General features: G+C 67.4%; 19 protein-coding genes. 7 read left to right on the top strand and 12 right to left on the bottom strand.

The genetic code is table 11. From position 1 onward, the window contains the following. Position 1: 1 nt before the first annotated feature. Positions 2 to 796 carry an SDR family NAD(P)-dependent oxidoreductase gene (locus BpN12_RS09045; protein WP_246792122.1) on the top strand — a complete coding sequence of 265 codons (795 nt, stop codon included), beginning with the start codon at positions 2 to 4 and terminating at the stop codon, positions 794 to 796. Between the two features lie 523 nt (positions 797 to 1319). Here BpN12_RS09045 and BpN12_RS09040 read toward each other — a convergent pair. Then, complete coding sequence (locus BpN12_RS09040; RefSeq protein WP_246792121.1) at positions 1320 to 4049, bottom strand: hypothetical protein; 2730 nt, start codon at positions 4047 to 4049, stop codon at positions 1320 to 1322. A 369-nt stretch (positions 4050 to 4418) separates the two neighbouring features. Between BpN12_RS09040 and BpN12_RS09035 the strand changes: the two genes are divergently transcribed. Further along, a complete protein-coding gene (locus BpN12_RS09035) occupies positions 4419 to 5279 on the top strand; it encodes an AraC family transcriptional regulator (RefSeq protein WP_246792120.1) in 861 nt (286 codons plus the stop codon). Between the two features lie 137 nt (positions 5280 to 5416). Here BpN12_RS09035 and BpN12_RS09030 read toward each other — a convergent pair whose 3' ends face one another. The 4 genes from BpN12_RS09030 to BpN12_RS09015 form a co-directional block, all read right to left on the bottom strand. After that, the gene (locus BpN12_RS09030) at positions 5417 to 6676 is read right to left on the bottom strand and encodes a multidrug effflux MFS transporter (RefSeq protein WP_246792119.1); all 1260 of its coding nucleotides are present in this window, start codon (positions 6674 to 6676) and stop codon (positions 5417 to 5419) included. 371 nt (positions 6677 to 7047) lie between these two features. After that, on the bottom strand, positions 7048 to 8949 hold the full coding sequence (locus BpN12_RS09025; RefSeq protein ID WP_246792118.1) for a S53 family peptidase: 1902 nt from the start codon (positions 8947 to 8949) through the stop codon (positions 7048 to 7050). 853 nt (positions 8950 to 9802) lie between these two features. After that, entirely contained in the window at positions 9803 to 11209 is a 1407-nt protein-coding gene (locus BpN12_RS09020) for a glycerophosphodiester phosphodiesterase family protein (RefSeq protein ID WP_246792116.1), read from the bottom strand. A 491-nt stretch (positions 11210 to 11700) separates the two neighbouring features. Beyond that, entirely contained in the window at positions 11701 to 11925 is a 225-nt protein-coding gene (locus BpN12_RS09015) for a hypothetical protein (RefSeq protein ID WP_246794745.1), read from the bottom strand. Positions 11926 to 12279: 354 nt separating this feature from the next. On the opposite strand from BpN12_RS09015, the gene BpN12_RS09010 reads away from it, so the two are divergent. Then, complete coding sequence (locus BpN12_RS09010) at positions 12280 to 12606, top strand: DNA-binding protein (RefSeq protein ID WP_246792115.1); 327 nt, start codon at positions 12280 to 12282, stop codon at positions 12604 to 12606. Positions 12607 to 12685: 79 nt separating this feature from the next. Here the strand turns inward: BpN12_RS09010 and BpN12_RS09005 are convergent, their stop codons facing one another. Further along, complete coding sequence (locus tag BpN12_RS09005) at positions 12686 to 12868, bottom strand: hypothetical protein (RefSeq protein WP_246792114.1); 183 nt, start codon at positions 12866 to 12868, stop codon at positions 12686 to 12688. Positions 12869 to 13455: 587 nt separating this feature from the next. On the opposite strand from BpN12_RS09005, the gene BpN12_RS09000 reads away from it, so the two are divergent. Next, the gene (locus BpN12_RS09000; protein WP_246792113.1) at positions 13456 to 13734 is read left to right on the top strand and encodes a hypothetical protein; all 279 of its coding nucleotides are present in this window, start codon (positions 13456 to 13458) and stop codon (positions 13732 to 13734) included. A gap of 268 nt (positions 13735 to 14002) precedes the next feature. Here the strand turns inward: BpN12_RS09000 and BpN12_RS08995 are convergent, their stop codons facing one another. Further along, entirely contained in the window at positions 14003 to 14524 is a 522-nt protein-coding gene (locus tag BpN12_RS08995) for a hypothetical protein (RefSeq protein WP_246792112.1), read from the bottom strand. Between the two features lie 325 nt (positions 14525 to 14849). Continuing rightward, entirely contained in the window at positions 14850 to 16460 is a 1611-nt protein-coding gene (locus tag BpN12_RS08990; RefSeq protein WP_246792111.1) for a DUF2957 domain-containing protein, read from the bottom strand. A 412-nt stretch (positions 16461 to 16872) separates the two neighbouring features. Between BpN12_RS08990 and BpN12_RS08985 the strand changes: the two genes are divergently transcribed. Together BpN12_RS08985 and BpN12_RS08980 are read left to right on the top strand one after the other, a co-directional pair. Then, on the top strand, positions 16873 to 17247 hold the full coding sequence (locus BpN12_RS08985; RefSeq protein ID WP_246792110.1) for a hypothetical protein: 375 nt from the start codon (positions 16873 to 16875) through the stop codon (positions 17245 to 17247). A gap of 28 nt (positions 17248 to 17275) precedes the next feature. Then, complete coding sequence (locus BpN12_RS08980) at positions 17276 to 17590, top strand: winged helix-turn-helix domain-containing protein (protein ID WP_246792109.1); 315 nt, start codon at positions 17276 to 17278, stop codon at positions 17588 to 17590. Between the two features lie 60 nt (positions 17591 to 17650). Here BpN12_RS08980 and BpN12_RS08975 read toward each other — a convergent pair whose 3' ends face one another. Then, positions 17651 to 18250 (bottom strand): GNAT family N-acetyltransferase, encoded by a 600-nt coding sequence (locus BpN12_RS08975; RefSeq protein WP_246792108.1) that lies wholly within the window; start codon positions 18248 to 18250, stop codon positions 17651 to 17653. Positions 18251 to 18680: 430 nt separating this feature from the next. Between BpN12_RS08975 and uilS the strand changes: the two genes are divergently transcribed. After that, positions 18681 to 19541, top strand: a complete 861-nt coding sequence (uilS, locus tag BpN12_RS08970; RefSeq protein WP_246792107.1) for a UilS family quorum-quenching N-acyl-homoserine lactonase — start codon at positions 18681 to 18683, stop codon at positions 19539 to 19541. A gap of 149 nt (positions 19542 to 19690) precedes the next feature. Here uilS and BpN12_RS08965 read toward each other — a convergent pair whose 3' ends face one another. The 3 genes from BpN12_RS08965 to BpN12_RS08955 form a co-directional block, all read right to left on the bottom strand. Further along, positions 19691 to 21811: a TonB-dependent receptor family protein gene (locus BpN12_RS08965; RefSeq protein WP_246792105.1), complete on the bottom strand. Its 2121-nt coding sequence runs from the start codon at positions 21809 to 21811 to the stop codon at positions 19691 to 19693. Positions 21812 to 22478: 667 nt separating this feature from the next. After that, positions 22479 to 22751 carry a YciI family protein gene (locus BpN12_RS08960; RefSeq protein WP_246792103.1) on the bottom strand — a complete coding sequence of 91 codons (273 nt, stop codon included), beginning with the start codon at positions 22749 to 22751 and terminating at the stop codon, positions 22479 to 22481. Positions 22752 to 22912: 161 nt separating this feature from the next. Continuing rightward, positions 22913 to 23683 (bottom strand): DeoR/GlpR family DNA-binding transcription regulator, encoded by a 771-nt coding sequence (locus BpN12_RS08955; protein ID WP_246792102.1) that lies wholly within the window; start codon positions 23681 to 23683, stop codon positions 22913 to 22915. Positions 23684 to 23710: the final 27 nt, after the last annotated feature.

Here is a 23710-nt window from a genome sequence, read left to right as displayed (position 1 = left end):
CATGCACATCGAACTCAAGAACCGCACGGCCATCGTGACCGGTTCCACCGCCGGCATCGGTCGCGCGATTGCAGAAGGACTGGCTCGGGCCGGTGCTGCGGTCGTGATCAACGGCCGCACGCAGGAACGCGTGGATACCGCGCTCCGCGAAATGCGCGCACGGCTGCCGTATGCCGAGTTGCGCGGCGTTGCCGCGGACGTCGCCACGACAGAGGGCTGCGCCGCGCTGATCGCGCAAGCACCGTACGCCGACATCCTCGTCAATAACGCCGGCACCGCACGCCCGAATAATTTCTTCGACCATACCGATGCCGAATGGCTCGACCTGTTCCAGCTCAACGTGATGAGCGGCGTGCGCTTGTCGCGCCACTATTTGTCGAAGATGACGGCGGGAGGCTGGGGGCGCGTGGTGTTCATCAGCAGCGAATCGGCGCTGAACATCCCGAAGGAAATGATCGATTACGGTGTGACCAAGGCCGCGCTGCTCGCGGTGTCGCGCGGACTGGCCGAACTTGTCGCCGGCAGCGGCGTCACCGTCAACGCGGTGCTGCCGGGGCCGACCGATTCGGAAATCCTGTCCAACTGGATGAAATCGGTTGCGCAGGAACAAAGCATCACGCCGGCAGAGGCCGAGCAGGATTTCCTGAAGACGATGCGCCCAACCACGTTGATCCGGCGTTTCGCGAGCACCGAGGAGGTCGCCAACATGGTGGTCTATGTCGCTTCGGAGCAAGCGTCGGCGACAACGGGTGCTGCGCTGCGCGTCGATGGCGGCGTATTGCGTTCCATCGCCTGAGAATTGGATTCGCGTGTGGGCCGGTGGTTAGAGCGTCGTGCCGCTCGTGGCGGGATGACGGCATTCACATATCGGCCGGATGCTTCGGATCCGAACGCCGATCCGTTCCGGCTTCGGTTGCGGCAAAAGCCGGTGATGGAATTGTTCCGGCAGACAGTGCGCGTTTCATTTTCCAGCTCGACACCCGGCGATGCCCGACTTTCGACGGTTACAGCCACGGGCGAATGGGCGGTTCGGACATGGATGGTCATCCACTGGCGATCGGGGCGATATTCATGCTGGCACGTTTGCCGGCGGTGCATGCGGTGCCGTTGAATGAGTCCACGGTTGACCGCCAACGCCAGCAGAGTCAATCGCAGACGCCCCTGCCAGGCCGTTGGAGGCTCCGCGCTCTCGACCGCGGGTGGCAGAGCGAGACGCGCGCCCTGGTCGACGGCCAGACCCGGCGTGGGTGCCGGCCTCAGGGCGCGGGTTGGTGGCCCTTTTCCATGTGGACGCCAGGCTGTCCGCTTCACGTTTCTCCTCACGCATTCCCGCCGCCTCCCGTGTTGCTGGCGCCTCCCGCCGTCGCCCGAGCCTTCTTCATCAGCGTCATCACGAATGGAAGACAGAGCGCGGTCACCATCGCGCCGCCGATAGCGTTGTTGGCCATCGAAGCGTGGAAATCGCTGTAGCCAAGCGTTGCCACGCCCGTGCCTGCCGCTGCCGAATTGCCGAGCACCGAGCCGAATAGCGACATCCGGGAGATCGTCTTTTCAATTGCGTCGCCCCATTCCTGGCCGTTAGGCCAGTGGGTCGGAGCGTGCGCGATTTCCATGTTGCTCACGCCGAGATGCCCGATGGCCTGTTCGAATACGCTGCCGGCGATCTTGTCCATGATTTCCCCCGCCGTGTTCGCCGCGACATACGAAAACAGCTGCAGCGGTGCTTTCTCGGCAAGGTGTTTCGAGGCCGCTTCCTTTTCGGTCTGGTTGCTCATCTCCGAGATGTCGTGTAGAGCATCCACGAACCCTGCCCCCGACATGCCAGTGGCACTTTGTATCCAGTTCACGAAGAACTGATTGAAACCGTAGGGCACCGTGTTTGCCAGTTGTGCGTACAACGGATCCATGTCGCGATTGCGCGGATCGTTTTCTTCGGGCGGCTTCGGCGAGATGTCGTAGGGCTTGATCGCGTTGGCGCCGTCGCGCAGCCCGGCATAAACGAAGGTACGCGTGATGGTAGGCAGCAGGTCGCGCAGTTGCCCCGTCTCCTTGGCGCTGAGCGCACTGCTGATCAGGCCCGCGATCTGCAGGCCGTTGCCGATGTCGGCCATGTTCGTGTTGGTGCCGTTTCGCCGACGCAGGCCCATCGAGACCAGATTGCCGATCCCGATCAGCGCGATCAGCGCGCCAGCCGCGGCTTCCTGTGCATGTTCGGTGCCTGGGGAGTGATGTTGCGCCAGGCGCACGATCGCGCTTACCACCTCGCGAATCGCCGTAGTGATCCCGACCGCCACCGCCTCGTGTCCGACCACGTGCGCCACGTTCTGGACCCAGCGCTGAAGATCGGTCACTTGCGGCGTCGCGGCGCCGTCTTCCTCGTGCGGAATCTCCTCTTCAGCGCCGCGACGCACGAGCTCGATTTCACCGTTGCGCGCCCGCGTGGTCGCAAGATTGTCCTGCATTGTGCTGCTCTGACCATTCCCGATGCGGCGCGGCGCAGGCGGCCCGTCGCGGCGAGGCGGGTTTTGGGTCGAGGGGCGCGGGTAGGGGGCCTGTCTCGGTGTCGGGTCGCTCGCGCGCATGCGTGGTTGGGTGGACGTCGACAACGATGGCGGCGGTGTCGTTTCCAGCGGCGCGAGCCGTGAAGTGAGCGTGGCCGCGAATGCGTCGGTGTCGATTGTGCCGGTGCTGTTCGCCGTGATGGGCGTGTTGGCGGGTCCGGTCGGCGAGGGCGTCCCCGACGTGCCGCCGTTCAGCGCCAGCCTCGATGCGAGCGAGGCGGCGAAGGCATCGGTGTCGACCGCAACGTTGCCTTCCGTCGCGTTCGGCGTGTTGGCGGGTCCGGTCGGCGAGGGCGTTCCCGACGTGCCGCCGTTCAGCGCCAGCCTCGATGCGAGCGAGGCGGCGAAGGCATCGGTGTCGACCGCAACGTTGCCTTCCGTCGCGTTCGGCGTGTTGGCGGGTCCGGTCGGCGAGGGCGTTCCCGACGTGCCGCCGTTCAGCGTCAGCCTCGATGCGAGCGAGGCGGCGAAGGCATCGGTGTCGACCGCAACGTTGCCTTCCGTCGCGTTCGGCGTGTTGGCGGGTCCGGTCGGCGAGGGCGTTCCCGACGTGCCGCCGTTCAGCGTCAGCCTCGATGCGAGCGAGGCGGCGAAGGCATCGGTGTCGACCGCAACGTTGCCTTCCGTCGCGTTCGGCGTGTTGGCGGGTCCGGTCGGCGAGGGCGTCCCCGACGTGCCGCCGTTCAGCGTCAGCCGCGACGCGAGCGAGGCGGCGAAGGCATCGGTGTCGACCGCAACGTTGCCTTCCGTCGCGTTCGGCGTGTTGGCGGGTCCGGTCGGCGAAGGCGTTCCCGACGTGCCGCCGTTCAGCGCCAGCCGCGACGCCAGCGAGGCGGCGAAGGCATCGGTGTCGACCGCAACGATGTCGTTCGTCCCGACAGGGGTGGTGGTCGGGCCGGTCGGCGTCGGCGAGGCGGACGGTTCCGCATGCGGTTGCAGGGCGGTCAACAGATCGGCGACGAAACGTATCGCCTCGCCGCCCGGATCCTCGGAAGCGCTCAGCCACTCGTTGCCGGCTTCCGGCGTGGAAGCCGGCTCCCTTGGCGATTCGCTTTCCCCGAGCGCCATCGAACGAACCGAAGCGGACGAATCCGATGACGCCGCACCGCCGATCCGCTCCTCGACCGCGTGTTGGATATGGCGCGCCATCATGTTCTGCAGTGGCGACAGATTCTGCGGCGGCGACTCGATCAACCCATGACGCATCGCGATCGCGCTGTCGAACGCGCTGTCCGACGTGCTGCGCGCGCGCGTGGCAGTGTCCGTTTCCGCCTGCGCCGCCTGCGGCCGGTTGTCGAGCGAGTTCGCGCGCAGCCTGCGCTGCTGCTGTAGCGCCAACGTGGAGTTGTTCTGCTGCGTTGGCTGGGCGGTGGGGCGCCCGACTTGCTGCGTAGGTGCATGCTGCTCCTGCTGCGGCAGGTCGGTGCGCGACCGAATCGGACTCGAACTGCCGCTGATCGAAGGAGACGGAGGCATGGCGAAGCTCATTGTGCGTTGAGAATCTCGCAACTATAGGAAGTCGACGCCCGTGTCACAAAGGTGGAACGAAGCGGCTAACCGCGAAGCGAACTTGCGGATGCGGCGACAGAAACGCGCTTCCGCATCTCGTATGAAGCGGTGAACAATCTCGTCGATCAATGCGAGGGAATGATGCAATCCGGCACTGCGTTCTCCGGTTCTGATCGCGGCGATCGCGTTGATGGCCGAGCAGCGCGACTGCATATCGGAGAGCGAGGCGCGCGGTAGTCGACAGACAGATATGGCGCGGGTAAAGCCGGCCCTGCGTGGTATTCCAGGCATCGTTTTGATGCGGTGCTAGAATCCGCGCGGAAACGGCGGACGGCTTCGGGAACGGCGATGAGAGAGTACGGTGCGGATCTGGTATCGAGGTCGGTGGCGCGGCTCGGCGACATGCGTGTCGAGGTGGTCCGGCGCCGGCTCGCGGCCGGGGCGCCCGCGGCGATCCACGTCGCGCTCGACCGGCACGCGATCTACGCCGAACTGAGCACGGGCCTGCGCTGCGAGCGGCGCGTGGCCGGCGGCGCGCCGGTGCGGTTCGTCACCGAGCCCGGCCTCGTCTCGTTCCGGCCGGCCGGCGCCGAAGTGCGCGGCAGCACGACCGGCGACGGCATCGTCACCTACGGCGTGGTGCTGATCGATCCGCACCACGACTGGCTCGATGCGCTGCGGCCCGCGTTGCGGCCGGTGACGGCGCTTCGCAGCGCGCGCGTGTGGGCCGAGATCGCGCCGCTGCTCGCCGAGTGCGAGGCCGATGGATGCGAGGCCGATACGCCGGCCCGGCCGTTCGCGGCGCTCTACGCGCAGGGCCGCGGCCTCGCGCTGCTGGCCGCGCTGGCCGACGAGAGCGGCGCCGCGCCGCCCGCCGCAGATGGCGATGCACGTGTGGCCGCCGCGCTGGCCTGGATCGACGACAACCTCACGCGCGAATTCTCGCTGACCGATCTGGCCGAGGCGGTCCACCTGAGCGTCTCGCAACTGGTGCGCGTGTTCGGTCGGACGCTCGGCGTCACGCCGATGCGCTATGTGTCGGCGCGGCGCGTGCGCGAGGCGCAGCGCCTGCTCGCGCAAACGAACTGGCCGGTCGCGCGGATCGCCGCGCATCTCGGCTACGTCGACCCGAGCCATTTCACGCAGCGCTTTCGCAGCAACGTCGGCGCGACGCCGGCCGCCTGGCGGCGCCGCGCGCGAGGCGGCTGACGCGAGACGCGGTGCGGCCCGGCGCTATTTGAGGCGGTTGGGGGCGCGCTCGCGGGGATGCGTGAGCACGGCGAGAAGGACAGCAAGTCAAAGCAGGCCGGCGCGATGCCGGCCCGCGTGCGCGGTGAACGCGCCGCTCAGGCGGCCTCGCCGGCCTTGCAGACGATGCGAGTCGGCGCGGGCTGAGCCAGATGCCGGAGCAGCTTCGTGACCATGGCCACCACCACCGCCGCGAGGATCACGAAGAACACCGCGAGCGGCGTCAGGTTGTGGACCGACACGAAGCCGGCCAGCCCCATCATCGCGGCCGAGACGAGCAGCAGCGCGCAGCCGAGGATCGCGCTCGTCAGCCCGGCGATATGCGGGAACAGCGAGTTGCCCTTGGCCATCAGCGTCGGGTACATCGCGCCGGCGCAGAAACCCATCACCATCACCGGCAGCGCGAGCGTCCAGACGCGCAGGCCGATCGTCAGCGCGAACACCAGCATCGCGAGCGACGCCGCGGCCATCACGTAGGCACCCACTCGCAGCCGCGTTTCCGAATTCGGCAGCGCCGCGCTCTGGATCCGGTTCGACAGGCCGCCGAAGAAATACATCGCGCCGATCGCGAGCGCGAGATAGCCGAAGTAGGTGGGCGGCTTGTGCAGCGTGCTCTGCACCATGAACGGCCCGACGATGTTGAACACCAGCAGGATGCTGTAGCAGACGCCCTGCGCGAGGAAGCAGCTCTGGAACACCGGGCTCGCCAGCACCTTGCCCGCGTTGGTCGCGAGCGTGCGCGGCGCGAGCCGCACCGGCTGCTTCAGCGTCTCGCGGAAGCGCCACAGGATCGCCCACATCGTCAGCGAATAGATCAGCAGGAACACGAGGCAGGCCTGCCAGCCGAACCAGGTCTGCAGGTGCGCGCCGATCACCGGCGCGATGATCGGCGCGACGCCCCAGGCGATCGCCATGTAGGTGAACGCATGGACCAGCGCCTGGCCCGAGAACGAATCGGTGATGATCGCCTTGGCCAGCAGGTTGGTGGTGGCGATGCCGAAGCCCTGCAGGCAGCGCGCGAGCAGGAAGGTCTCGAGGTTCGGCGCGGCCAGCGACAGCAGGCAGCCGATCGTATAGATCACGAGCCCGAAGCCGAGCACGCGCTTGCGGCCGTGGGCGTCGGCCACCGGCCCGAAGATCAGCTGGCCCAGCGCGTAGGCCGCCATGTAGCCGGAGACGCTCGACTGGATCGCCTGCGGCGAGGTCGAGAAGTAATGCGCCATCGCGGGCAGCGCGGGCACGTAGATGTCGATCGCGAGCTGTCCGGCGGACGCGAACAGGCAGATCAGGAACAGCAGGAAGCGCGGCGAATTGGCGGCGCCCGCCTGCGTGGAGCGGCTTGGAGTATCGGGGTTCATGACGGCATCGGAGAACGGGGCGGCGGCGCGCGAAGCGGGGCGTGCAAGGCTCGTGCCGGTTCGCATGGCGAACATCGGGCAGGGCGCGCGGCGTCGGTGGCGTATTGTGCCTGTCATTTTGAAACTGGATGCGATTCCCATTGCGCAGGCAGGGAATGGCGCGCCTCGCGGGTGGCGGCGGTTCGCGAAGGATCGTGACGAAATCGGTCAGATAGCGCGACGACCGCGTGGCTTGGATGCCTTGCCGGATCCAGCGAGAACGGCCGGGGCCGCGATGCCCGGCGGCTGACGAAGCACGGCCACGCAGTCGTGGCCGTGCGCGCCGCCTGCGCGCGCGAGCCGTGGCCGGCCCGCGCGCGTCACGCCTCGCGTCAATGCGCGAAGTCGGCGTGGCTCTTGATGAACGTGTTCAGCTGCGAGATATCGATGCTGCCGAAGCCCGTCGAGCCGTCCCAGCCGGCCGCGGCGGCGAAGCCCTTGTAGCTGCCGCTGCCGTTGTTGCCCGAGGTCACGTCGTGGACCAGCGACGGCGTGCTCGGGAAATACTGGTAGATGCTGGCGGCCGGGAAGCCGAGCGCGTTGCCGTTGGCCGACTGCAGGCGCGCCCAGATGCCGACGAAGATCGGCGAGGCGAGGCTGGTGCCGCCCACCTGGTTCGGGTTGCCGCTCGAATCGGTGGTGCTGCCGTTGTAGTAGAGGATCGCGCCGGTGCTCGCGGCCGCGTCGAACGCGATGTCGGGCAGCGCCCGCGCGCTCGACGAGCCGGTGATGCTCGAGGTCTGCCATGACGGCGCGGCTTCGAGCGTGCTGTAGCCGCCGCCCGTGGCCCACAGGCGCTTGGTCGAATCGTAGTCGCCGGCGTTGTCGTAGTAGCCGATCGCCTGCAGCCCTTCGTTCCAGACCGTTTCGTTCGCCCAGCTGCTGCCCGAGGTATAGAGCGTGGTGCCGCCCACCGCGATCACGTAGGGCGAGCTGGCCGGCGCCGACACCGAGTAGTGCGTCGTGTTCGGCACGCCGCCGATGCCCGACACGCGGCTCGTGCTGCATTCGTAGGCGCCTTCGTCGCCGCTCGACACCGAGAACGTCTGCCCCTGCGCCACGGCCTGCTTGAAGATGTTGTTGTCGGCGGCGCGGATGCTGGTGCCGTCCGCATCCGATTCGCACCAGCCGAGCGACACGTTGATCACCTTCGCCTTGTTGTCGGTCACGGCGCGGTTGAACGCGTTCGAGATGTCGTCGAGCAGCGCCTGGTCGGTCCGCGCATCGTCGGGCGCGTTGTAGAAGATCACCTGCTGCACCGCGCCGCCCGCCGCGCCGACGATCGACTGGCTGTCGAGCTGCCATTCGAGGTCGCCGCTGTTGTAGGTGCGGCCCGAGCCGCCCGTGTTGACGACCGACGACGACACCTTCGCCAGCCCGTTGCGGCTCGCGAACGTGTTCAGGTCGCTGACCGTCTGGCTCTGGTTGCCGTAGGTGATGATGCCGACGGTGGTGTTCGCGGCGGTGGGCGTCGAGCCCGCGTCGTAGATCGACGAGAACTGCACCGGGTTGTGGCCGGTGGCGGTGCCGGCCGCGGCCGCGCGCACGGGGCCCGCCGCGCCGGTCGACGAATCGGTCGGCGAACCCGCCGGCAGCAGGTGGTGGAAGGTGTGCGCGACCACCACGTTCTGCAGGCCGAGCACCGTGTCCACCACGTTGCCGAGCGCGCTCGGCACCTGCGCGTCCTGCGCGTTGGCGAACACGCGGCGGCCGGTGCCGGTGGTGAACTGCTCGAGCGTGGTGTTGAAGCCCTGCTTGACGGTGCCGGCCGTGCCGTCTGCCGTCACGAACAGGCGGTTCGGCGCGATCTGCACGTTGGTGAAGCCCGAGGCGCGCAGGTGCTGCGCGACCGCGTCGGCCTGCTGCTGCGTCGGGCCGTATTGCGCGGCGAACTGCTCGGGCGTGAGCGTGCCGGCGCCGCCGTGCTGCAGCTTCGCGAGGAACGCGTCGAGCTGCGCTTCGTTGCGCAGCTTCAGGCCCACCGTCACATGGACGATCGCGCCGTTGGCGAGCGCGATCGGCTGCGCGGTTTGCGCGGCGCCGGCTGCCTGCGCGAGCGAGGCGGCGCTCGCGCTCGCGGGTTGCACGAGCGGCAGGAACGCCTTGGTGCGGGTGGTGGTCCAGCCCTGCTGCGTGGCCGCCTGCGCGGCCGATGCGCCGAACGCGGCCAGCGCCGCGGAGGCGATCAGGAGCGTGGTGAAGTGCTGACGGGTCTTGCCGGAAACACGGTTCATTGCGGATTCCCCCTCGGAATGTTCGAACGACTTCGGTCACTGCCCGGCCGTCCCGCGGGATGCGGGTGCGCCGCCGGGCGCGCGCGTATCCGCCGGCGCGGTTGCGTCGGGCGAGATGCGCACGATGTGTGTCAATGGAACAATTGATGCGGATTGCTAAGCAATTCGTGTGAAGCCGTCACGCGGAAACGGGCTGGAACAGCCGGGTGAAGCCTGCCGCCGGGTATCCGGGGCGTCCCGCCAGCCGGTACGACACCGGTTTGCCGTCGCAACGCCGACGGACCGGTTTTGTTGGAATCGGGCGCGGTGTCCGGGCAGGCGTCAACACCCTTCACCGGCCGATTTCGTGGTGGATGGTAGCACCGTCAAATCAGCGTCACAAACTTTTTTCAAGAATATCTAAAAAAGTTAGATAGAGATGAGTGAATGGTATTTGTAATGAATAGAATGCCTTTGGTAAATCAACATCGATCCGTCAATCAAGGCAGGGTTAATTGCCAAAAGACCGGCCAAAACACGCTGCCATGGCGGATTGCGCGTGAGGAAACGAGGAATCGCGGAGCGCTGGAATCATCGAATCGATCGGCTGCGCGGTATATCGGCGGTGTTTGCCGTTTCGATAAGGCGAATCACGCACGGTTATCGATAAACGTGCTGATCGATATGGCGAGAGAGGTGAAATCGCGAAGCATGCCGCGATATTCGACGACGGTACCGGCGAGACGAGGGAGGGCGGGAAGGTGTGCCCGGCAGCGAAGCTGCCGGGCCTGCGATGCGCCGGCGAGGCCGCGCATCGCGGGTACCGGCCAGCACGCGCGCGATGCGTGCCGGCCGGCGCGTGGCCGTGCGAGGATCAGCGGCCGGTTTCCTTCAGGTATTGCGTGCGGGCCGCCACCGCCGTGTTCGCGAAGTCGGAGAACACGCCGTCGATGCCGGCGCGATAGGCGTCGAGATATTCGCCCACCGGATCGCCCTTGTACTTGCCAGGCAGGTAGCGCGCCTCGTTACGGAACGTGTACGAATGGACGAACAGGCCGGCCTTGTGCGCGTCGGCGATCAGGCTGGTCGGCGCGACCGAGTTCACGTCGGCGAGCGAGCCCGTGTAGGCGGTGCCGTCGGCGTTCTTGTCCTTCCACGGCGTGACCTTCCAGGCGAACACCTGCGGCTTCCACGGGCCGATGCCGTCGGCGTAGGTCTTCACTTCGGCGAGGCCGGCCGGCGTGAGCAGGTCGCCGAACCAGCGCGGGTCGCCGTTGAGGGTCCAGCTGTACGGGCGGCCGTCGACGAACGCGTAGTCGTCGTTGGTCTGGTAGATCATCTCGCCCGTCTGGTAGTTGACCGCGTTGCCGTCGATCAGCTGCACCATCCGCGTCTGCACGCCGAGCGCGCGCAGGTACTTCAGGCTGTCCGGATCGAAGCTCTGCACGAACACCGGCGCGCTGCGGCTGTTCAGGTTGTTGTCGTTGAGGAACTTCGCGATCGCCACCTCGAACGGACGCGTGCCGGCCGCGCCGCAGCCGTTCGCGATCGCCTGCTGGTTGTTCCAGTACGGGTTCTTCGCTTCGGGATAGATCGTGAGCGGCTTGCCCGTGACGGCCGACTTCGCGCGCGCGATGTCGTAGACCTCCTGCATCGTCAGGATCGGATACTGGCCGTTCAGCGCGGTCGGACGCACGTCTTTCGCGTCGAACGTGGTGCCCCGGATCCATTGCTTCAGTTCGGCCACGGTGAAGTCGGTGATCGACCAGTCGTTGGTGTGATCCTCACCGTCCACGATCAGCGATTTCAGCACCGATTTCTGGTTGCTCGGGTCGGTCAGGTCGCTCAGGTAGGTCGACGGGCCGGTGGTCGCGGTGGTGGCCCACTTCACCGCCACGCGCACGCCCGGCACGGTGCGCTTGCGCGATGCGACGTCGGCGTTGGTCTTCGCCACGTCGGCGATGTTCGTGTTGTCGCTGAGCCACGGGTTGTGGCGCGCCACGAGCACGCAGTCCTTGCTCAGGTGCAGGTCTTCCTCGAGCGAATCGGCGCCGGCGTTGGCCGCGCCTTCATACGACACTTCCGTCTCCTCGGGGTAGAGGCCCGGCAGGCCGCGGTGGCCGATCACGAGCGGCGGGTTGCCGTCGAGCGTCTTCAGCGCGGTGGGCGTGGCCTGGACCGGCTGCGTGACGGGATCGTCGCCGCCGCCGCAGGCGGCCAGGGTCACGCTGCCGACCAGCGCGATCAGCAGGCACGAGATGCCGGTTCGGGACAAGGTCATGGTGGGCTTCTTTGTCATGTGGTGGGTGATGGGTTATCGAACATGAACACGCGGGCTGACTGCCGACGGCCGGCGGGCCGCCGATGGACGAGCGGGCACCGCCGTCGTTGTGAAACGACGGCTGATACGCGGTAAACATTGAAAGTCGAACGCGCCGGACGGCGCTCCTTGCTGACGTTCTTGTTTTTCGAGTATTGAATCAGTAATTAACGAATCTTAGTTTTGTAATGTGACAAAAAATGGGTTGGGTGGGCGGGGGCCCGCCAGGTCGGGATGCATGGGAATGGGCTGGCGGCCGGGAGCCGCCAGCCTTTCAGCGAGGTTTCGTGCCGGGTGGAACGCGGCGAGGTAGTGCCTTTCGATGGCGCGAGCGGACGCTTTCTTTTTGATTGCTTCGGGTTGGCATCCATCGCTTCGCGCAAGCGCGCCGGCACCGTGGTTCGGGCCGGCGCGCGCTGTTTTTTCCGTCGCTCAGGACGGCTCGACGAGCTTCACGATCGGTGCTTGCCGCCGTGCGCGGGCGGCATGGCAGAGGGGGTCGCGACGGGGGCGACCGCCTGCATGCCGCCGGCATCATGCATGCCGGGGCCGGCGAGCGAGATCGGTTGCAGCGCCGACGGCATCGGGCAGACGCCCGCGAACCCGCTCGCGGCCAGGCCGCTCAGGGGCAGCACCGCGCAGAGCAGCAAGACGAGGAGGGGCGGGAGCCATCGCATGGCGCGGATTCTAGCCGGCCATATTGTTGGTGTCGGCGCGCCCGCGAGGGTGCGAGGCATGGTGATGGACCGTATGTGAGGCCCGTGCAAGCTCGCGTGGAGTTCCGGGTACATGTCACGTTACGTGGTGACATATCGCGCAGCCGAGGCGGCCGCCAGGCCGTCCGCGGGGCTCGCACGAATCCCGACAAACCCAATGCCGGCGCGCCTTTTCGCGCGATCGGCCGGTGCCTGCCGCGCGCTGGTACGAATTCTGCTGATTACGTCATACGAGCGCCACGAAACTGGCGTAACGGCGTAACCCCGCGGGCCACCCGATCGCATCCGCCCGCTCAACCGCAGAACGGAACGAACATGGATACCTGCCCGAACCAGTCCGACGTGCAATTCCAGGCCTTTCTTGCGCGACTGCTCGCCCAACCCGAGCCGGCCGCATGGGGCGAGAAGCAGCAGATCGAACTCGACATGGCGCGCGCGCTGTCCACCAACATGCTGCGCGTCGCGGAGCATCTGCAGACCGACACCAGCGATACCGACGGCTGGCTCACGCTCTATCGCTACGGTCGCGCGCTCGACTTCATCCTGTCCTCGCTCGCCGCGTGCCGCGAGATCCAGCCGCGCACGCTGCGCACGATCCTGAAGCTCGCGCGTTTCGAGGTGGACGTCAACTACCCGGAGTGAACCGGGCCGCAAGAAGCCGCGACGAACCTCGTGGCTTCGCGGTTTCGCGGCCCATGCCCGGCCCGTGCCGGGCTCATGTTCAGTTGTAGCCGAGGATCGCGCTGGTCTCGACCTCGGGCCGCTCGGAGGCGCTCGTCGCCAGCGCGCAGGTCGGATTGCGCAGGACCGCCTCGTAGGGCGTGACGGGCTTCACGGTGCCGTCGGGCGGATGATCCGCGCCGATGGCGATGTGACGGGAGTCGGGCGACGAAAGGGCGGGCATGGCGGGTCTCCTGCGCTGAAGATCGAATGGACTGCGACGGTCGTTCTCGGGGCCGGCAGCCGAACGCCGCACGACCGACATCACGACGTTTCCGGCGGCATCGTCAGCGCGGCATCGCAACCTCGCGGGCGAGGTCACCGGACCGTGTTACAGCGTCGTGACATCCACTATCCCAGATCCGGCAAGCCGCACCAAGCAAGTAATCCTTATTCGTGCCTTCAGGTTTTCTGATGGCAACGGTGGAAGCATCCAGCCAAACGCATGGCTTCGCATCGGGTCGTGCGAGCCTGTCAGCCACGATCGCGACAGTCCCCGATGGTGTTCTCACGCGGAATCGGCCTGCCTCTCAAGTTCCGCAAAATGCGTCCGTCAATCATTGACATAGGTCAAATTCGCAAGCGGATCGCAATTGCTTTCTCGATACCCGATGGCTTTACTGACGTGTCGGGGCGTATCGAATCGGTGAGCTGAAAGGGCTGGTTCGATGCCGGGCAACACTGCCGGCTCTCGTGCGGAGAGAGCGAAGACGCGACCCGATCGGCGAGGTGCCGTTGCCAATATCACGATCAGACAATTGAGGTCAGGGGATGAGAGGTCTTACGGGGTACAAACTGAAGCTGAAGATTCAGGACCGTTTCCAGCAGCTCGGCGACAACCTTCCGCCTTCGCTCGAGGATGCCGAGGCGCGCGACCGGGCGGTCGCGAAAGTGCGCGAGCTGGGTCAGGCGTTCTTCGACATGTCCGAGGCCGAATATCACCAGTGGGCGGACCACTTGCCCGAGGATGAGTTCGTCGAATTGATCGCGCTGATGATCGGGCTCGCAAGGGAAACCGATTCGCTCGCGGGGTCGCCCGCGCCGCGCTGAACGCAAAACCATCCGTTTTCATCGGGCCGGCCGTCAGGAGCCGGCTTTTTTTCGTCTGCGATCGCAATTCGGGGGGGGGCGCGCGAGACAGGCCGTCATGCGAAGCGGCAGGGTTGCCTTCCGTATGACCACGCTTCGAAAAAACGGTGGACGAAACCGCGTGCCAATGAAAAACGGGACGGCGCGCGCGCACCATCCCGTCCGAAACCGCGTACCGCGCCGCAACGTGGCCCTACGCCCCGGCGCACCGCGCATCCTGCCTGGCCGCTTACTGCACGTTGAATGCCGGCGACGTGGTGACGATGCCGCTCACCGTGCAGTTCGGCGTCAGCGTCGCGCCGTTGAACGTCAGCGACGACGGCGGCGTCGTGCCCGACTGAGCGTTGTTGAAGGTCGTGGTGACCGAGCTCGGGCCGCAGGTGCCGAGCAGCGATGCGCTGACCTGCACGTTGCTGATCGTCAGCTGCGTGGCCGACACCGCCTGACCGGTCCACGGCGTCGTGCTGCTGGCACTGCCCGTGATCAGCCCGCAGAGGCCGCCGCCGCCGAACGACGTCGACGTGATGGTGACGGCACCGGTCGACGTGATCAGGCCGTTGAAGGTCGCGGTGCAGCTGGTGCTGATCGTGCCCTTCGTCAGCGTGGTGGCGCCGGTGGCCGAGAACGGCTCACCGCTGGCGCTCAGCGGGTTGCCGTTGGCGAGTGTCACCGTGACGGCGAATGCCGGCGCGGCGAGCGCCGACGAGACAGCGAGAGCAACGACAAGGGAAGCCACTTTTCGAATAGTCATGATGCGTGCCTCAATTGACGATTGGCGGCGAACCGCCATGGGTAAGCGGACATCGGGCGGCGTACCGCCCGCGTTCCGCGAAAAACCGGATGCATCCGCGCGGATGCGCCCGGTCGAAACTGTCCTGTCGTACCGGCCGACGGCCCCCTCGGCTCGCGTTGCCGGCCGCTAATCCGACGCTCCCGGCGCGCCGCGCATCATCCGATGCATCACGCCATGCCGCGTTCCAATCCCTGCGAGATCAATAGGTGTCCTACCGATCATTTTGTTTGCTAAATCGGCGACAGACACGCTGCCGCCGATTCGTTTCGATGCCGTCTTTTCGTTACTGCACGAACGCGCCGACCGTGAAGAACGGGTTGTACTGGCTGTTGTTCATCACCATCGCGTACACCTCGCCCACCTTGATCGCCCAGCCGGTGTCACCGCTGTGGAAGATCGCGACGGGGCCGCTGCTGTTGCTCGCGTCGAAGTCCTGCAGCGCGGTGACCTTGACGAGACCCGGCGTGGCCTGCGTGTAGTCGAGCGAGAACGTGCTGGTGCTGTTGGACGTCAGTGGGTTGATGAACGCCGCCGTCGCACCGTTGAACAGCGTCGACGTGTAGTTCGCCCCGAACGTCGAGACCGCGGTGCCGTCCAGGCAGTTGCCGGCGGTGGGCTCGAAGAACGTGCCGCTATAGACGCCCGGCAGGTTCGGATGCGGCAGCGAGGCGTTGAAGCTCGCATCGCCCACGGCCGGTGCGCCGGAGTTGCCGTCGTTGGCCACGATCCCGCAGGCTGACGCGCTGGTCGCGCCGATGAAGCCGCCCGTGAGCGAGTTCGACGCGATCGTCGTGGCCGGCGCCAGTGCCGAGATGCCGATTTCCGCGTCCGCCACCGTGTTCAGCAGATCCGAGATGTCGGCCGGCACGAACGCCTGCCCGACCCGGATCACGATCGGGATCAGCGCGCCGCGCAGCTTGCCGACGATCATGATGCCCTGCGCCTGGCTCGGCGCCAGCAGCACGATCGGCTGGCCCTGGCCCGCGCTCGGATACGGCGAACTGGCCGAGGTCGGCTTGCTGACGAACACGTTGTCGGGCGAGCCGTCGGCGTTGGTGCGCAGCGCCCACGGCGTGCCGGTGGTGCGGCACGAGTAGTCGCTGCCCGGCGTGATCGTGCAGGAGCCGTCCGCGTTCAGCGTCTCGTTCCAGTTGATCACGTCGGGCTGCCAGCCTTGCGGCTTCGCCGTCTGGTACGAGGTGCCGGTCGGCGACAGGTGGACGCCCAGTTCGTTGTAGTTGCCCGCCACCTTGGTGAAGTCGGTCTCGGTGTCGGTGAAGCCGATGAACGGGAAGAAGTCGAACGTGCGCGACGGCACGGCGCCGAGGTTGCCGAGCAGCGCGACGCCGTCGAACTCGATCGTCGCGCCCGGAATCCCGCCGCCCACCACGCCGTTGCCGACGAACAGCGTCGGCGGGTCGGCGGGGTTGATCGTCACCGAGTAGCTGCCGTCCGCCGAGGTGCCGTTGTCGAGCACGAACGCGCAGCGGTTCTGCTCGGCGGTGGGCAGCGTGGTGGCGCGGTGGAACGTGCCGGTGACGGTCTGGCCGGCGCGCGTGACGTTCACCTGGCCGGAGCTGGTCGGCACCGACGACAGGATGAACTGCATCTGGTACGTGAGCTTGGTGGTGTCGAACTGCACCTTCATGTATTCGCCGCTGCCCGAGCCGCCGGTGTAGGTGGTCGAATAGTCGAGCGCATCAGGACAGAGTTTGTTGGTGACGGTCGTGGTCGTCGTCGAGCCGCTGGCCGGGCAGCTGCTGCCCGAGCATTGCGGGACCTGAATCGCGGCCGGCGCATCGCCGCTGTCGCCGCCGCCACATCCGGCGAAGAACGGAATTGCGAGCACGAAACAGGACAGCAGCGCGGTGCGCGGCTTGGTGTTGCGGAACATACCCCCTCCTTGTTGGTGATATCAGGTGTTTTTCGTCGGTCGTGTGCGAACCCGACAGCGGCTCGCGAATGCGGCGGTTCGACCGGCGATCTCCGTGTACGTGGCCGGCGGCACCCGGTTGCGGGGCGTGCCGGCTTGCGCGTCCGGAATTACGAATGCATGTTCAGGCGCCGCGCCCGTCGCGAATCGCGACGCCGCGGCCGACAATAATCGGATGTGGATGCCATGAAGGCGAAAGGAAGGACGTGAAGCGCCTCGTGCGCGCTGTCCGTTCCGGCGGGAATGACGGGCGATCGGTGCCCGCTTGGCCCCAGATATGTGTGCGTAGCATCGATGTCTCCGTCGGTACGCGCCAAGTGTTATTGGTGAATCTTGTTTCGCAAAACTATGATACGGACCGCCCACCAAGTAAATGGATGTCGAATTCCAAACGGACGGATGGCCGGAAATCCCCACCGGCAAAGGGTTTACCGGAAAAATTAAAACGAAGCAAAGTCGGCTCCGATTTCACTTGTCTGACAGGTCGCACGGTATGGCGGGCGTGCCGTCGTTGCGCCGCACTGCACAAAACGCCGTATTGATCCGCTTTTTCATCCGGCATGATGCAGCAAAGCAAAACGGTGTGGCGGGGGCCCGGATCCCGGGCGTCCCGGCTCGTCGGGACAGATGCCGGGCGATGTCGATGGCGCTGGAATCGGGCGATGGTTTGATGTCAGAATCGCGGCATCGTCAGCGCGGCGCGGCCGTCGCCGCCGACGATCGACAACCATCAAGCCTGCCGGCGTGAAAGGGCACTCACACTAGGTGGATAGCGCATGCAAGCACACATCGAAACCGTGGTCGGCCGCGCCAGCGAATCGCGCGCACCGCGTCTCGCGCAAGACTGGCGCCCTGACTTCGCGCGTATCCGTGGTCACGTCGCGCGCGCGATCGCGGACCAAATCGAGGAGGCGATCCGCGCCGGCGTGTTCCAGCCCGGCGACCGGCTGCCGAGCCAGCAGGCCATCGCCGATTCGCTCGGTTTCCATCCGAACACCGTCCATGCCGCGTTTCGCGAGGTGGCGCGGCGCGGCCTGATCAAGGGCTTCGCCGGGCGCGGCACGCTCGTGCTCGATCACTCGCTGAGCTGATCCGGGCCGCGTGATGCGCTGCCGCAACGGCCGGGCGCCGCTGCCGCGATCCGGCGGCCTCTAGCGGTCGAGCCGGGCACGCAGCATCGCCTTCGTTTCCGGCCATTCGCTGTCGATCAGGCTGAAGCGCGCCGAATTGCGCTTGCGCCCGTCCGGCATGATGCGCTCGTGGCGGATGATGCCTTCGAACTTCGCGCCGATGCGCAGGATCGCGGCCCGCGATTGCTCGTTCAGCTCGTCGGTCGTCAGCTGCACGCGCACGCAGTCGAGTGTCTCGAACGCGTGGGCGAGCAGCAGGTATTTCGCCTCCGTGTTGATGCCCGAGCGCTGCGCCGAGGCCGCGAGCCAGGTGTGGCCGATCTCCAGTTTCCGGTTCGCGCGATCGATCTTCCAGAAGCGCGTGCTGCCGACCACGGCGCCGGTGTCGCGCCGCACGATCACGAACGGCATGACAGTGCCGGCCTGCTCGCCTTGCAGGGCCCGGTCGAGGTAGGCGTCGATGGTGCTCGCGTCGGGCACGGCCGTGACCTTCAGATCCCATAGCTTGCCGTCGGCCGCCGCGCCCAGCAGCGCGCGAGCGTACTCGCGGCGCAGCGGGCGCAGTTCGACGAGACGGCCGACGAGCAGCGGGGTGGGCAGGGGGACGGGCAGTTCGGTCATGGCGAAGGCGGTGCAGGGGAGGGCGGGACCGGGCGATGATAGCGCGCCGGCGCGGCGCCCGGCTTGATCGGGCCGCCGCCGCCGGGCATCTCGAAGCAAGCGGTTTCGATTTCGTGAAGATATCCAGGATGCCTGATCAATTCAGCCGGCATTCGGAACGTGCCCCGAACCAGGTGGCTTCCGGCTTGCCGGGTGCCGGCCTTCGCCTGCTCCGAACGGGCGCCTGGGCGCCGCTGCCGGCCCGCGGCGCGAACCCGCCGCCGCGCGTGCGAAACGACGGCCCGCAACCAGTGCGAAACGTTTGCGCGCCGGAGCGGCGCCTCTTGTATCATGAGCGCCGCTTTCCGGCGGCCCGCCGCCCCGCGGCGCGTGCCTGGCCGCGCCGCGCGCCGCCGGATCCCTCGCTTTTCCACTTCCAGCTTCCGATCCTATGGACATCACTACACATCGAACCGGCAACGAGATCGCGATCACCGTGCGCCGCCCCGACACCCCCGGCCCGGTCCCCGTCATCGTGCTGTGCCACGGCTTCTGCGGGATTCAGGAGGTGCTGCTGCCGCGTTTCGCCGAGGCGTTCGTCGCGGCCGGCTACGCGGCCGTCACGTTCGACTATCGCGGCTTCGGCGCGAGCGGCGGCGAGGCGGGGCGCCTCGTGCCGGCGCTGCAGATCGACGACATCGCGACCGTGCTCGCCTTCGTGAAGGCGCAAGCGGGCCTCGACGCGGCGCGCCTCGCGCTGTGGGGCACGTCGCTGGGCGGCGGCCACGTGCTGGCCGCGGCGGCGGCCGACCCGGCGGTGAAGGCGGTGGTCAGCCAGTTGAGCTTCGCCGACGGCGAACAGGTGGTCACGCGCCACATGTCCGGCGAGCAGCGGCAGGAGTTCGTCGCGATGCTCGAACGCATGCAGGAGAAGAAGGCCGGCACCGGCCGCGAGATGTTCGTCGCGATCACCAAGGTGCTGACCGACGAGCAGTCGAAGGCGTTCGTCGAGACGATGCGCCGGCAATATCCGGCGATGGACATCAAGATCCCGTTCCTGACCGTGCGCGAGATGCTGAACTACAAGCCGGCCGAGGCGGCGGCGCGCGTCGCCTGCCCGGTGCTGGTGGTGGTGGCCGGTGAGGACGGCGTCAATCCGCCCGAGCAGGGCGTCGCGCTGCACGACGCCGTTGCGTCCGCAACCAAGGCGCTGCACGTCGAGGCCGGCGCCGGCCATTACGACATGTACGACGGCACGCATTTCGACAACAGCATCGCCCGGCAGCTCGCGTGGTTCGCCGAGCACGTCTGACGGCACGGCTGGCGGCACGTCGGGCGCGAGCCGGCTGAACGGCGGGCGGCGCGCGACGCACCGCCCGCCATCCCCGCGCCGCGCATCCTCGCGCGCCGCCGGCGCCGGTTTCCCGGCGCGGTGCCTGCCGCCCGGCGGCCCTGTCACGCTCAGTAGACGAAGTGCCCCTGCACGTAGACCATGCGCGGCGCGCCCACCATCCGGCCCGCGTTGCCGTCCACGTTGCGCGTGTAGTAGCGCGCGTCGCCGACGTTGTTGATGCCGGCCGTCAGCGTGCTGCCCTTCCAGTGCGGGATCTTCCAGTCGGCCTGCAGGTTCCAGACGCGGAAGCCCGGCACGCGGCCGACGCTGCCGTCGGCCGATTCGGCCACCGTGTTGGCCGTGTCCGAATACTGCGCGCTCTGGTGCGTGCTCGACACGTTGAAGGTCCAGTCGCCGCGCCGGTAGCGCATGCCGAGCGTGTCGGTGAAGCGCGAGTAGAACGGCACGTCGCGGCCCGAGAACTGGCCCGATTCCTGGATCGCCTTGGTGTAGGTGAAGTTCACGTAGGCATCGAGCCCGCGCAGCAGGCCGTCGTCGGCGAACGCGTAGTCGAACGCCGATTCGACGCCCTGGTGATGCGTCGCGCCGATGTTCTGGAAGGTGGCCGGCACCACCCCCACCACCTGCAGGATCTGGTTGTCGAAGCGCATGTTGAACGCGCTGACCTCGGCGTGGATCTGCCGGCTGGTCCAGCGCGCGCCCACCTCGAAGGTCTTCGCGGTTTCCGGCGCGAGCGGGTTGGTGGCCGACTGCGAATTGAGCTGCAGGTTCTGCACCGGCCCGAACGAGGTGCTGTAGTCGGTAAACAGCGTCAGCGCCGGCGTCAGCAGGTACGACAGGCTCACCGAGGGCAGCGGCTTGTTGTTCTTCGCGCCGAAGTCCTGGTTGAGGATGTCGTCGCGGCGCGTCGACTCGATGTGTTCGTAGCGGATGCCCGGCGTGAGGCGCCAGCGGCCGAACGCGATCTTGTCGTCGATGTAGGCGGCGTGCGCGTCGGTCGAATTGTCGAAGCGCGTGGTGCCGCTGATCGCGCCGCTCGCGATCGACTGGTTGAAGCTGTTGTCGGTGCCGCGCTCGCGGATGTAGCGGTAGCCCACCGTCACGTCATGCGTAGTCGGGCCGAGCGTGAAGCGCTGCGTGTAGCGCGGCTCGATGCCGAACACCGAGTAGGTGCGCGGCTGGTCCTGCAGCTGCGTGCGCGCCGAGTTGATCAGCGAACTGGTGCGGTAGCTCTCGTTGTAGTACGTGCGGATCTCGAACTCCTGGTTCGCCGAGATCGTGTTCAGGTAGCCGACGTCGAACGCCTTGCGGTCGCCGTACCAGAAGTCGGTCGGGCGCGTGTTCTGGAACGGATCGGCGTTGAACTGCGCCACCGTCAGGCCGCCCGGCGTGTGCGATTTGACGTCGTAGTACGAGAACTTGCCGTACAGCTCGGAGGACGGCGTGAGTTCGTAGCGCCACTTCAGCGCGAGGTCGTTCACGCTCTCGTCGCTGCCCACGCGCCAGTCGCGGCCGGCCATGCCCGAGTAGAGCAGCGCCACGCCGAGGCCGTTGTCCATCTGCGTGCCGAGGTAGGTGCTGTAGAGCGTGCTCGCGCCGCCGTGCGTGTAGATGTTCTCGCGCATCGTCGCGTCGGCCGTCAGGCCCGGCTTGTTCGGGACGTCGCGGGTGCGGAAGTTGATCACGCCGCCCACGTTCTGCGGGCCGTAGCGCACCGAGCCGCCGCTGCGCACCACGTCGATCGATTCGAGGTTGCCGAGGCTCACCGGCGCGAACGACATCTGCGGCTGGCCATACGGCGCGAACGCGAGCGGAATGCCGTCGAGCAGGATCGTCGAGCGCGGCGCGTAGCGGCCGGTCAGGCCGCGCACGCCGATGTTCAGCGAGATCGCGCTGCCCGCCGAGCCCGAGTTGTCGGTGGCCTGCACGCCCGGCACGCGGCGCAGCACGTCGCCGATGCTCGACGCGCCGCTCTGCTCGATCTGCTGGTGATCGACCACGGTGCGTGCGCCCGCGAAGGTCTTCACGCTGTTCTGCAGGCCGCTGCCGAGCCAGTCGCCCGACACGTTGATGGTGTCGAGCACGGCGGTCTTCTGCGAGTCCTTCGGGGCCGTCTCGGCGTCCTGCGCGAACGCCGGATCGGCGACCGACAGGCAGGCGAGCGCGGCGAGCGCCGCGCAGCGGGTCAGGCGGGGCGGGGCGGTGAAATGGCGGTCAATCCTTGCCATGATGCGGTGTTCCTTGGTGTTATCGAAATGGGTTGCGGTCGGGTGCGCGGCTGGCGAACGGGTACGGACGCGTCTCGCGGATGCCTCGTTTCTGCCGGTTTATCGGCGAACGATTGGCGTAATTGGAATGAGAATCATCTCTATCTGTAAGCGGATTGCGGCGGTTTCGTGGGTGCGCTGCCTCGGGTTTCGTCAGGGAATCGATCGGCCGGCGGCGGGCGAACGCGCGCCATTCGGCATGAGGAATACGGCTCAGTGAAACGCGGCGAACGGTGACGGTCGTGGCGTCGTTCGCGGTTCGGGCTGAAGGTCGACGCGCCGTGGCGTGCGGAGCCGGCGCCGGGGCGGGCGCGGTGCCGGCGTGGCCCGGGAGCGGCACCTGGCTGGCGTGATCGGGACGCGCTGGCTCGGTGCTGGCGGCGGTTCGGGAACCGCCGGATATCGAAGCTCGCGACTATGCCATCGATTTCATTTTGTTATATGAGATATTTTGATGGCAGCGATCTACCGGATCGATGAATCACGCGGCGGGTGTGGAAAGCCGTTCGACAGCGCGGTGCCGGGCTTTCGTCAGACCACGATCGGGGCGCTGTAAGCCGGCTTTCGTGCCGGCATCGGCGCCGCGATCGGACGCGGATCAGGCCGGCGGGAAGCCGGTGCGTTGCGGCTACAGATTCGCAAATGCGTGGATCGTGCGCGTGCCGTCCACGCCGGCCACCGTGAACGGCGCCGCGTCGAGCCATTCGAGCGCGGCCTCGCGCGAGGGGAAGTCGAGCACCAGCGGGCGGCCGGCCACGGTCGCGCCGTCGGCCTCGAGCAGCGGGCCGGCGAACGCGATGCGCTCGGCCACGGCGCCGAGGTAGGCCTTGTGGGCCGGACGCAGTTCGGTGTGCAGCGCGATGGTGCCGGGGTTGTCGAGCCGCTGGATCGAACCCAGCATCGGGAGGGGCCTGGTGGGTCGGGCGGGATGCCGCCGGCGGGCTCCGCTTACGACGCCGGGCGAGGCGGGGAGGAGGCAGGGAGGAGGTGGGAAAAGCGTGCCGCGGCGGCGCGGGCAGTTGACCAGCCGAAGCCCGCGGCGCGATCGTGAGCAGAAACCCGCTACGCGAGCTCGATCGTCACTTCCTCGCGCTCGCGAAACGGCGCGAGCGTGGCTTCATCGGCCTGCGTCGAGGTGATCAGGCGCCAGCGGCACGGCAGCGGCGTCCAGTGCTGCTGCCGCGCGCGACCGAGCTTGGCCGAGTCGGCCAGCACGACCACCTCGGCGGCACGCGCCACGATGCATTCCTTCAGATAGGCCTGCTGCACCGATGCCTCGCAGAGGCCGAAGCCGGCCACCACGCCGTCCGCGCCGAGGAACGCGATATCGACGGTCAGCCGGCCCAGCACGAGTTCGGCGAGCGGGCCGAGCGTGCTCATGCTCGAATTGCGCAGCTCGCCGCCGATCAGCGTGAGCCGCACGCCCGGCGCGTTGGCCAGCGCCATCACCGCGAGCAGGTTGTTGGTCACCACGTGCAGGTCCTCGCGCGCGGCCAGGTGCCGGGCCAGCGCGGCGCAGGTGGTGCCGCCGTCAAGCAGCACGGTGTCGCCGGGGCGAACCCGCGCGGCGGCCGCCTGCGCGATGGCCTCCTTCTGCTCGCGCTGCGCGGCCTCGCGTTCCTTCAGCGAGGCCTCGGGCTCGTGGACGCCGACCTGCGCCGCGGTCGCGCCGCCATAGGTGCGCACCAGCCGGCGCTGCCGCGCGAGCGTGGTCAGGTCGCGCCGGATGGTCGCTTCCGACACGCCCAGCGCCGCGCACAGTTCCTCGACGTTGGCGTCGCGGGTCCGGACCAGTTCGAGAATCGCCTGATGGCGGTCGGTGGTTTTCTTCACGGAGCAAGGAGCATGAAAAAGGCCTGC

The organism is Burkholderia perseverans, assembly GCF_022870505.1.
Lineage (GTDB): Bacteria > Pseudomonadota > Gammaproteobacteria > Burkholderiales > Burkholderiaceae > Burkholderia > Burkholderia plantarii.
This window is presented reverse-complemented; position numbering and strand designations above follow the sequence as displayed.

What these genes read in the sequence shown, in the direction of transcription:
- BpN12_RS09045 (WP_246792122.1), top strand. Translation starts at nt 2, where the DNA reads ATGCACATCGAACTCAAGAACCGCACGGCCATCGTGACCGGTTCCACC.
- BpN12_RS09040 (WP_246792121.1), bottom strand. Translation starts at nt 4,049, where the DNA reads ATGAGCTTCGCCATGCCTCCGTCTCCTTCGATCAGCGGCAGTTCGAGT.
- BpN12_RS09035 (WP_246792120.1), top strand. Translation starts at nt 4,419, where the DNA reads ATGAGAGAGTACGGTGCGGATCTGGTATCGAGGTCGGTGGCGCGGCTC.
- BpN12_RS09030 (WP_246792119.1), bottom strand. Translation starts at nt 6,676, where the DNA reads ATGAACCCCGATACTCCAAGCCGCTCCACGCAGGCGGGCGCCGCCAAT.
- BpN12_RS09025 (WP_246792118.1), bottom strand. Translation starts at nt 8,949, where the DNA reads ATGAACCGTGTTTCCGGCAAGACCCGTCAGCACTTCACCACGCTCCTG.
- BpN12_RS09020 (WP_246792116.1), bottom strand. Translation starts at nt 11,209, where the DNA reads ATGACCTTGTCCCGAACCGGCATCTCGTGCCTGCTGATCGCGCTGGTC.
- BpN12_RS09015 (WP_246794745.1), bottom strand. Translation starts at nt 11,925, where the DNA reads ATGCGATGGCTCCCGCCCCTCCTCGTCTTGCTGCTCTGCGCGGTGCTG.
- BpN12_RS09010 (WP_246792115.1), top strand. Translation starts at nt 12,280, where the DNA reads ATGGATACCTGCCCGAACCAGTCCGACGTGCAATTCCAGGCCTTTCTT.
- BpN12_RS09005 (WP_246792114.1), bottom strand. Translation starts at nt 12,868, where the DNA reads ATGCCCGCCCTTTCGTCGCCCGACTCCCGTCACATCGCCATCGGCGCG.
- BpN12_RS09000 (WP_246792113.1), top strand. Translation starts at nt 13,456, where the DNA reads ATGAGAGGTCTTACGGGGTACAAACTGAAGCTGAAGATTCAGGACCGT.
- BpN12_RS08995 (WP_246792112.1), bottom strand. Translation starts at nt 14,524, where the DNA reads ATGACTATTCGAAAAGTGGCTTCCCTTGTCGTTGCTCTCGCTGTCTCG.
- BpN12_RS08990 (WP_246792111.1), bottom strand. Translation starts at nt 16,460, where the DNA reads ATGTTCCGCAACACCAAGCCGCGCACCGCGCTGCTGTCCTGTTTCGTG.
- BpN12_RS08985 (WP_246792110.1), top strand. Translation starts at nt 16,873, where the DNA reads ATGGATGTCGAATTCCAAACGGACGGATGGCCGGAAATCCCCACCGGC.
- BpN12_RS08980 (WP_246792109.1), top strand. Translation starts at nt 17,276, where the DNA reads ATGCAAGCACACATCGAAACCGTGGTCGGCCGCGCCAGCGAATCGCGC.
- BpN12_RS08975 (WP_246792108.1), bottom strand. Translation starts at nt 18,250, where the DNA reads ATGACCGAACTGCCCGTCCCCCTGCCCACCCCGCTGCTCGTCGGCCGT.
- uilS (WP_246792107.1), top strand. Translation starts at nt 18,681, where the DNA reads ATGGACATCACTACACATCGAACCGGCAACGAGATCGCGATCACCGTG.
- BpN12_RS08965 (WP_246792105.1), bottom strand. Translation starts at nt 21,811, where the DNA reads ATGGCAAGGATTGACCGCCATTTCACCGCCCCGCCCCGCCTGACCCGC.
- BpN12_RS08960 (WP_246792103.1), bottom strand. Translation starts at nt 22,751, where the DNA reads ATGCTGGGTTCGATCCAGCGGCTCGACAACCCCGGCACCATCGCGCTG.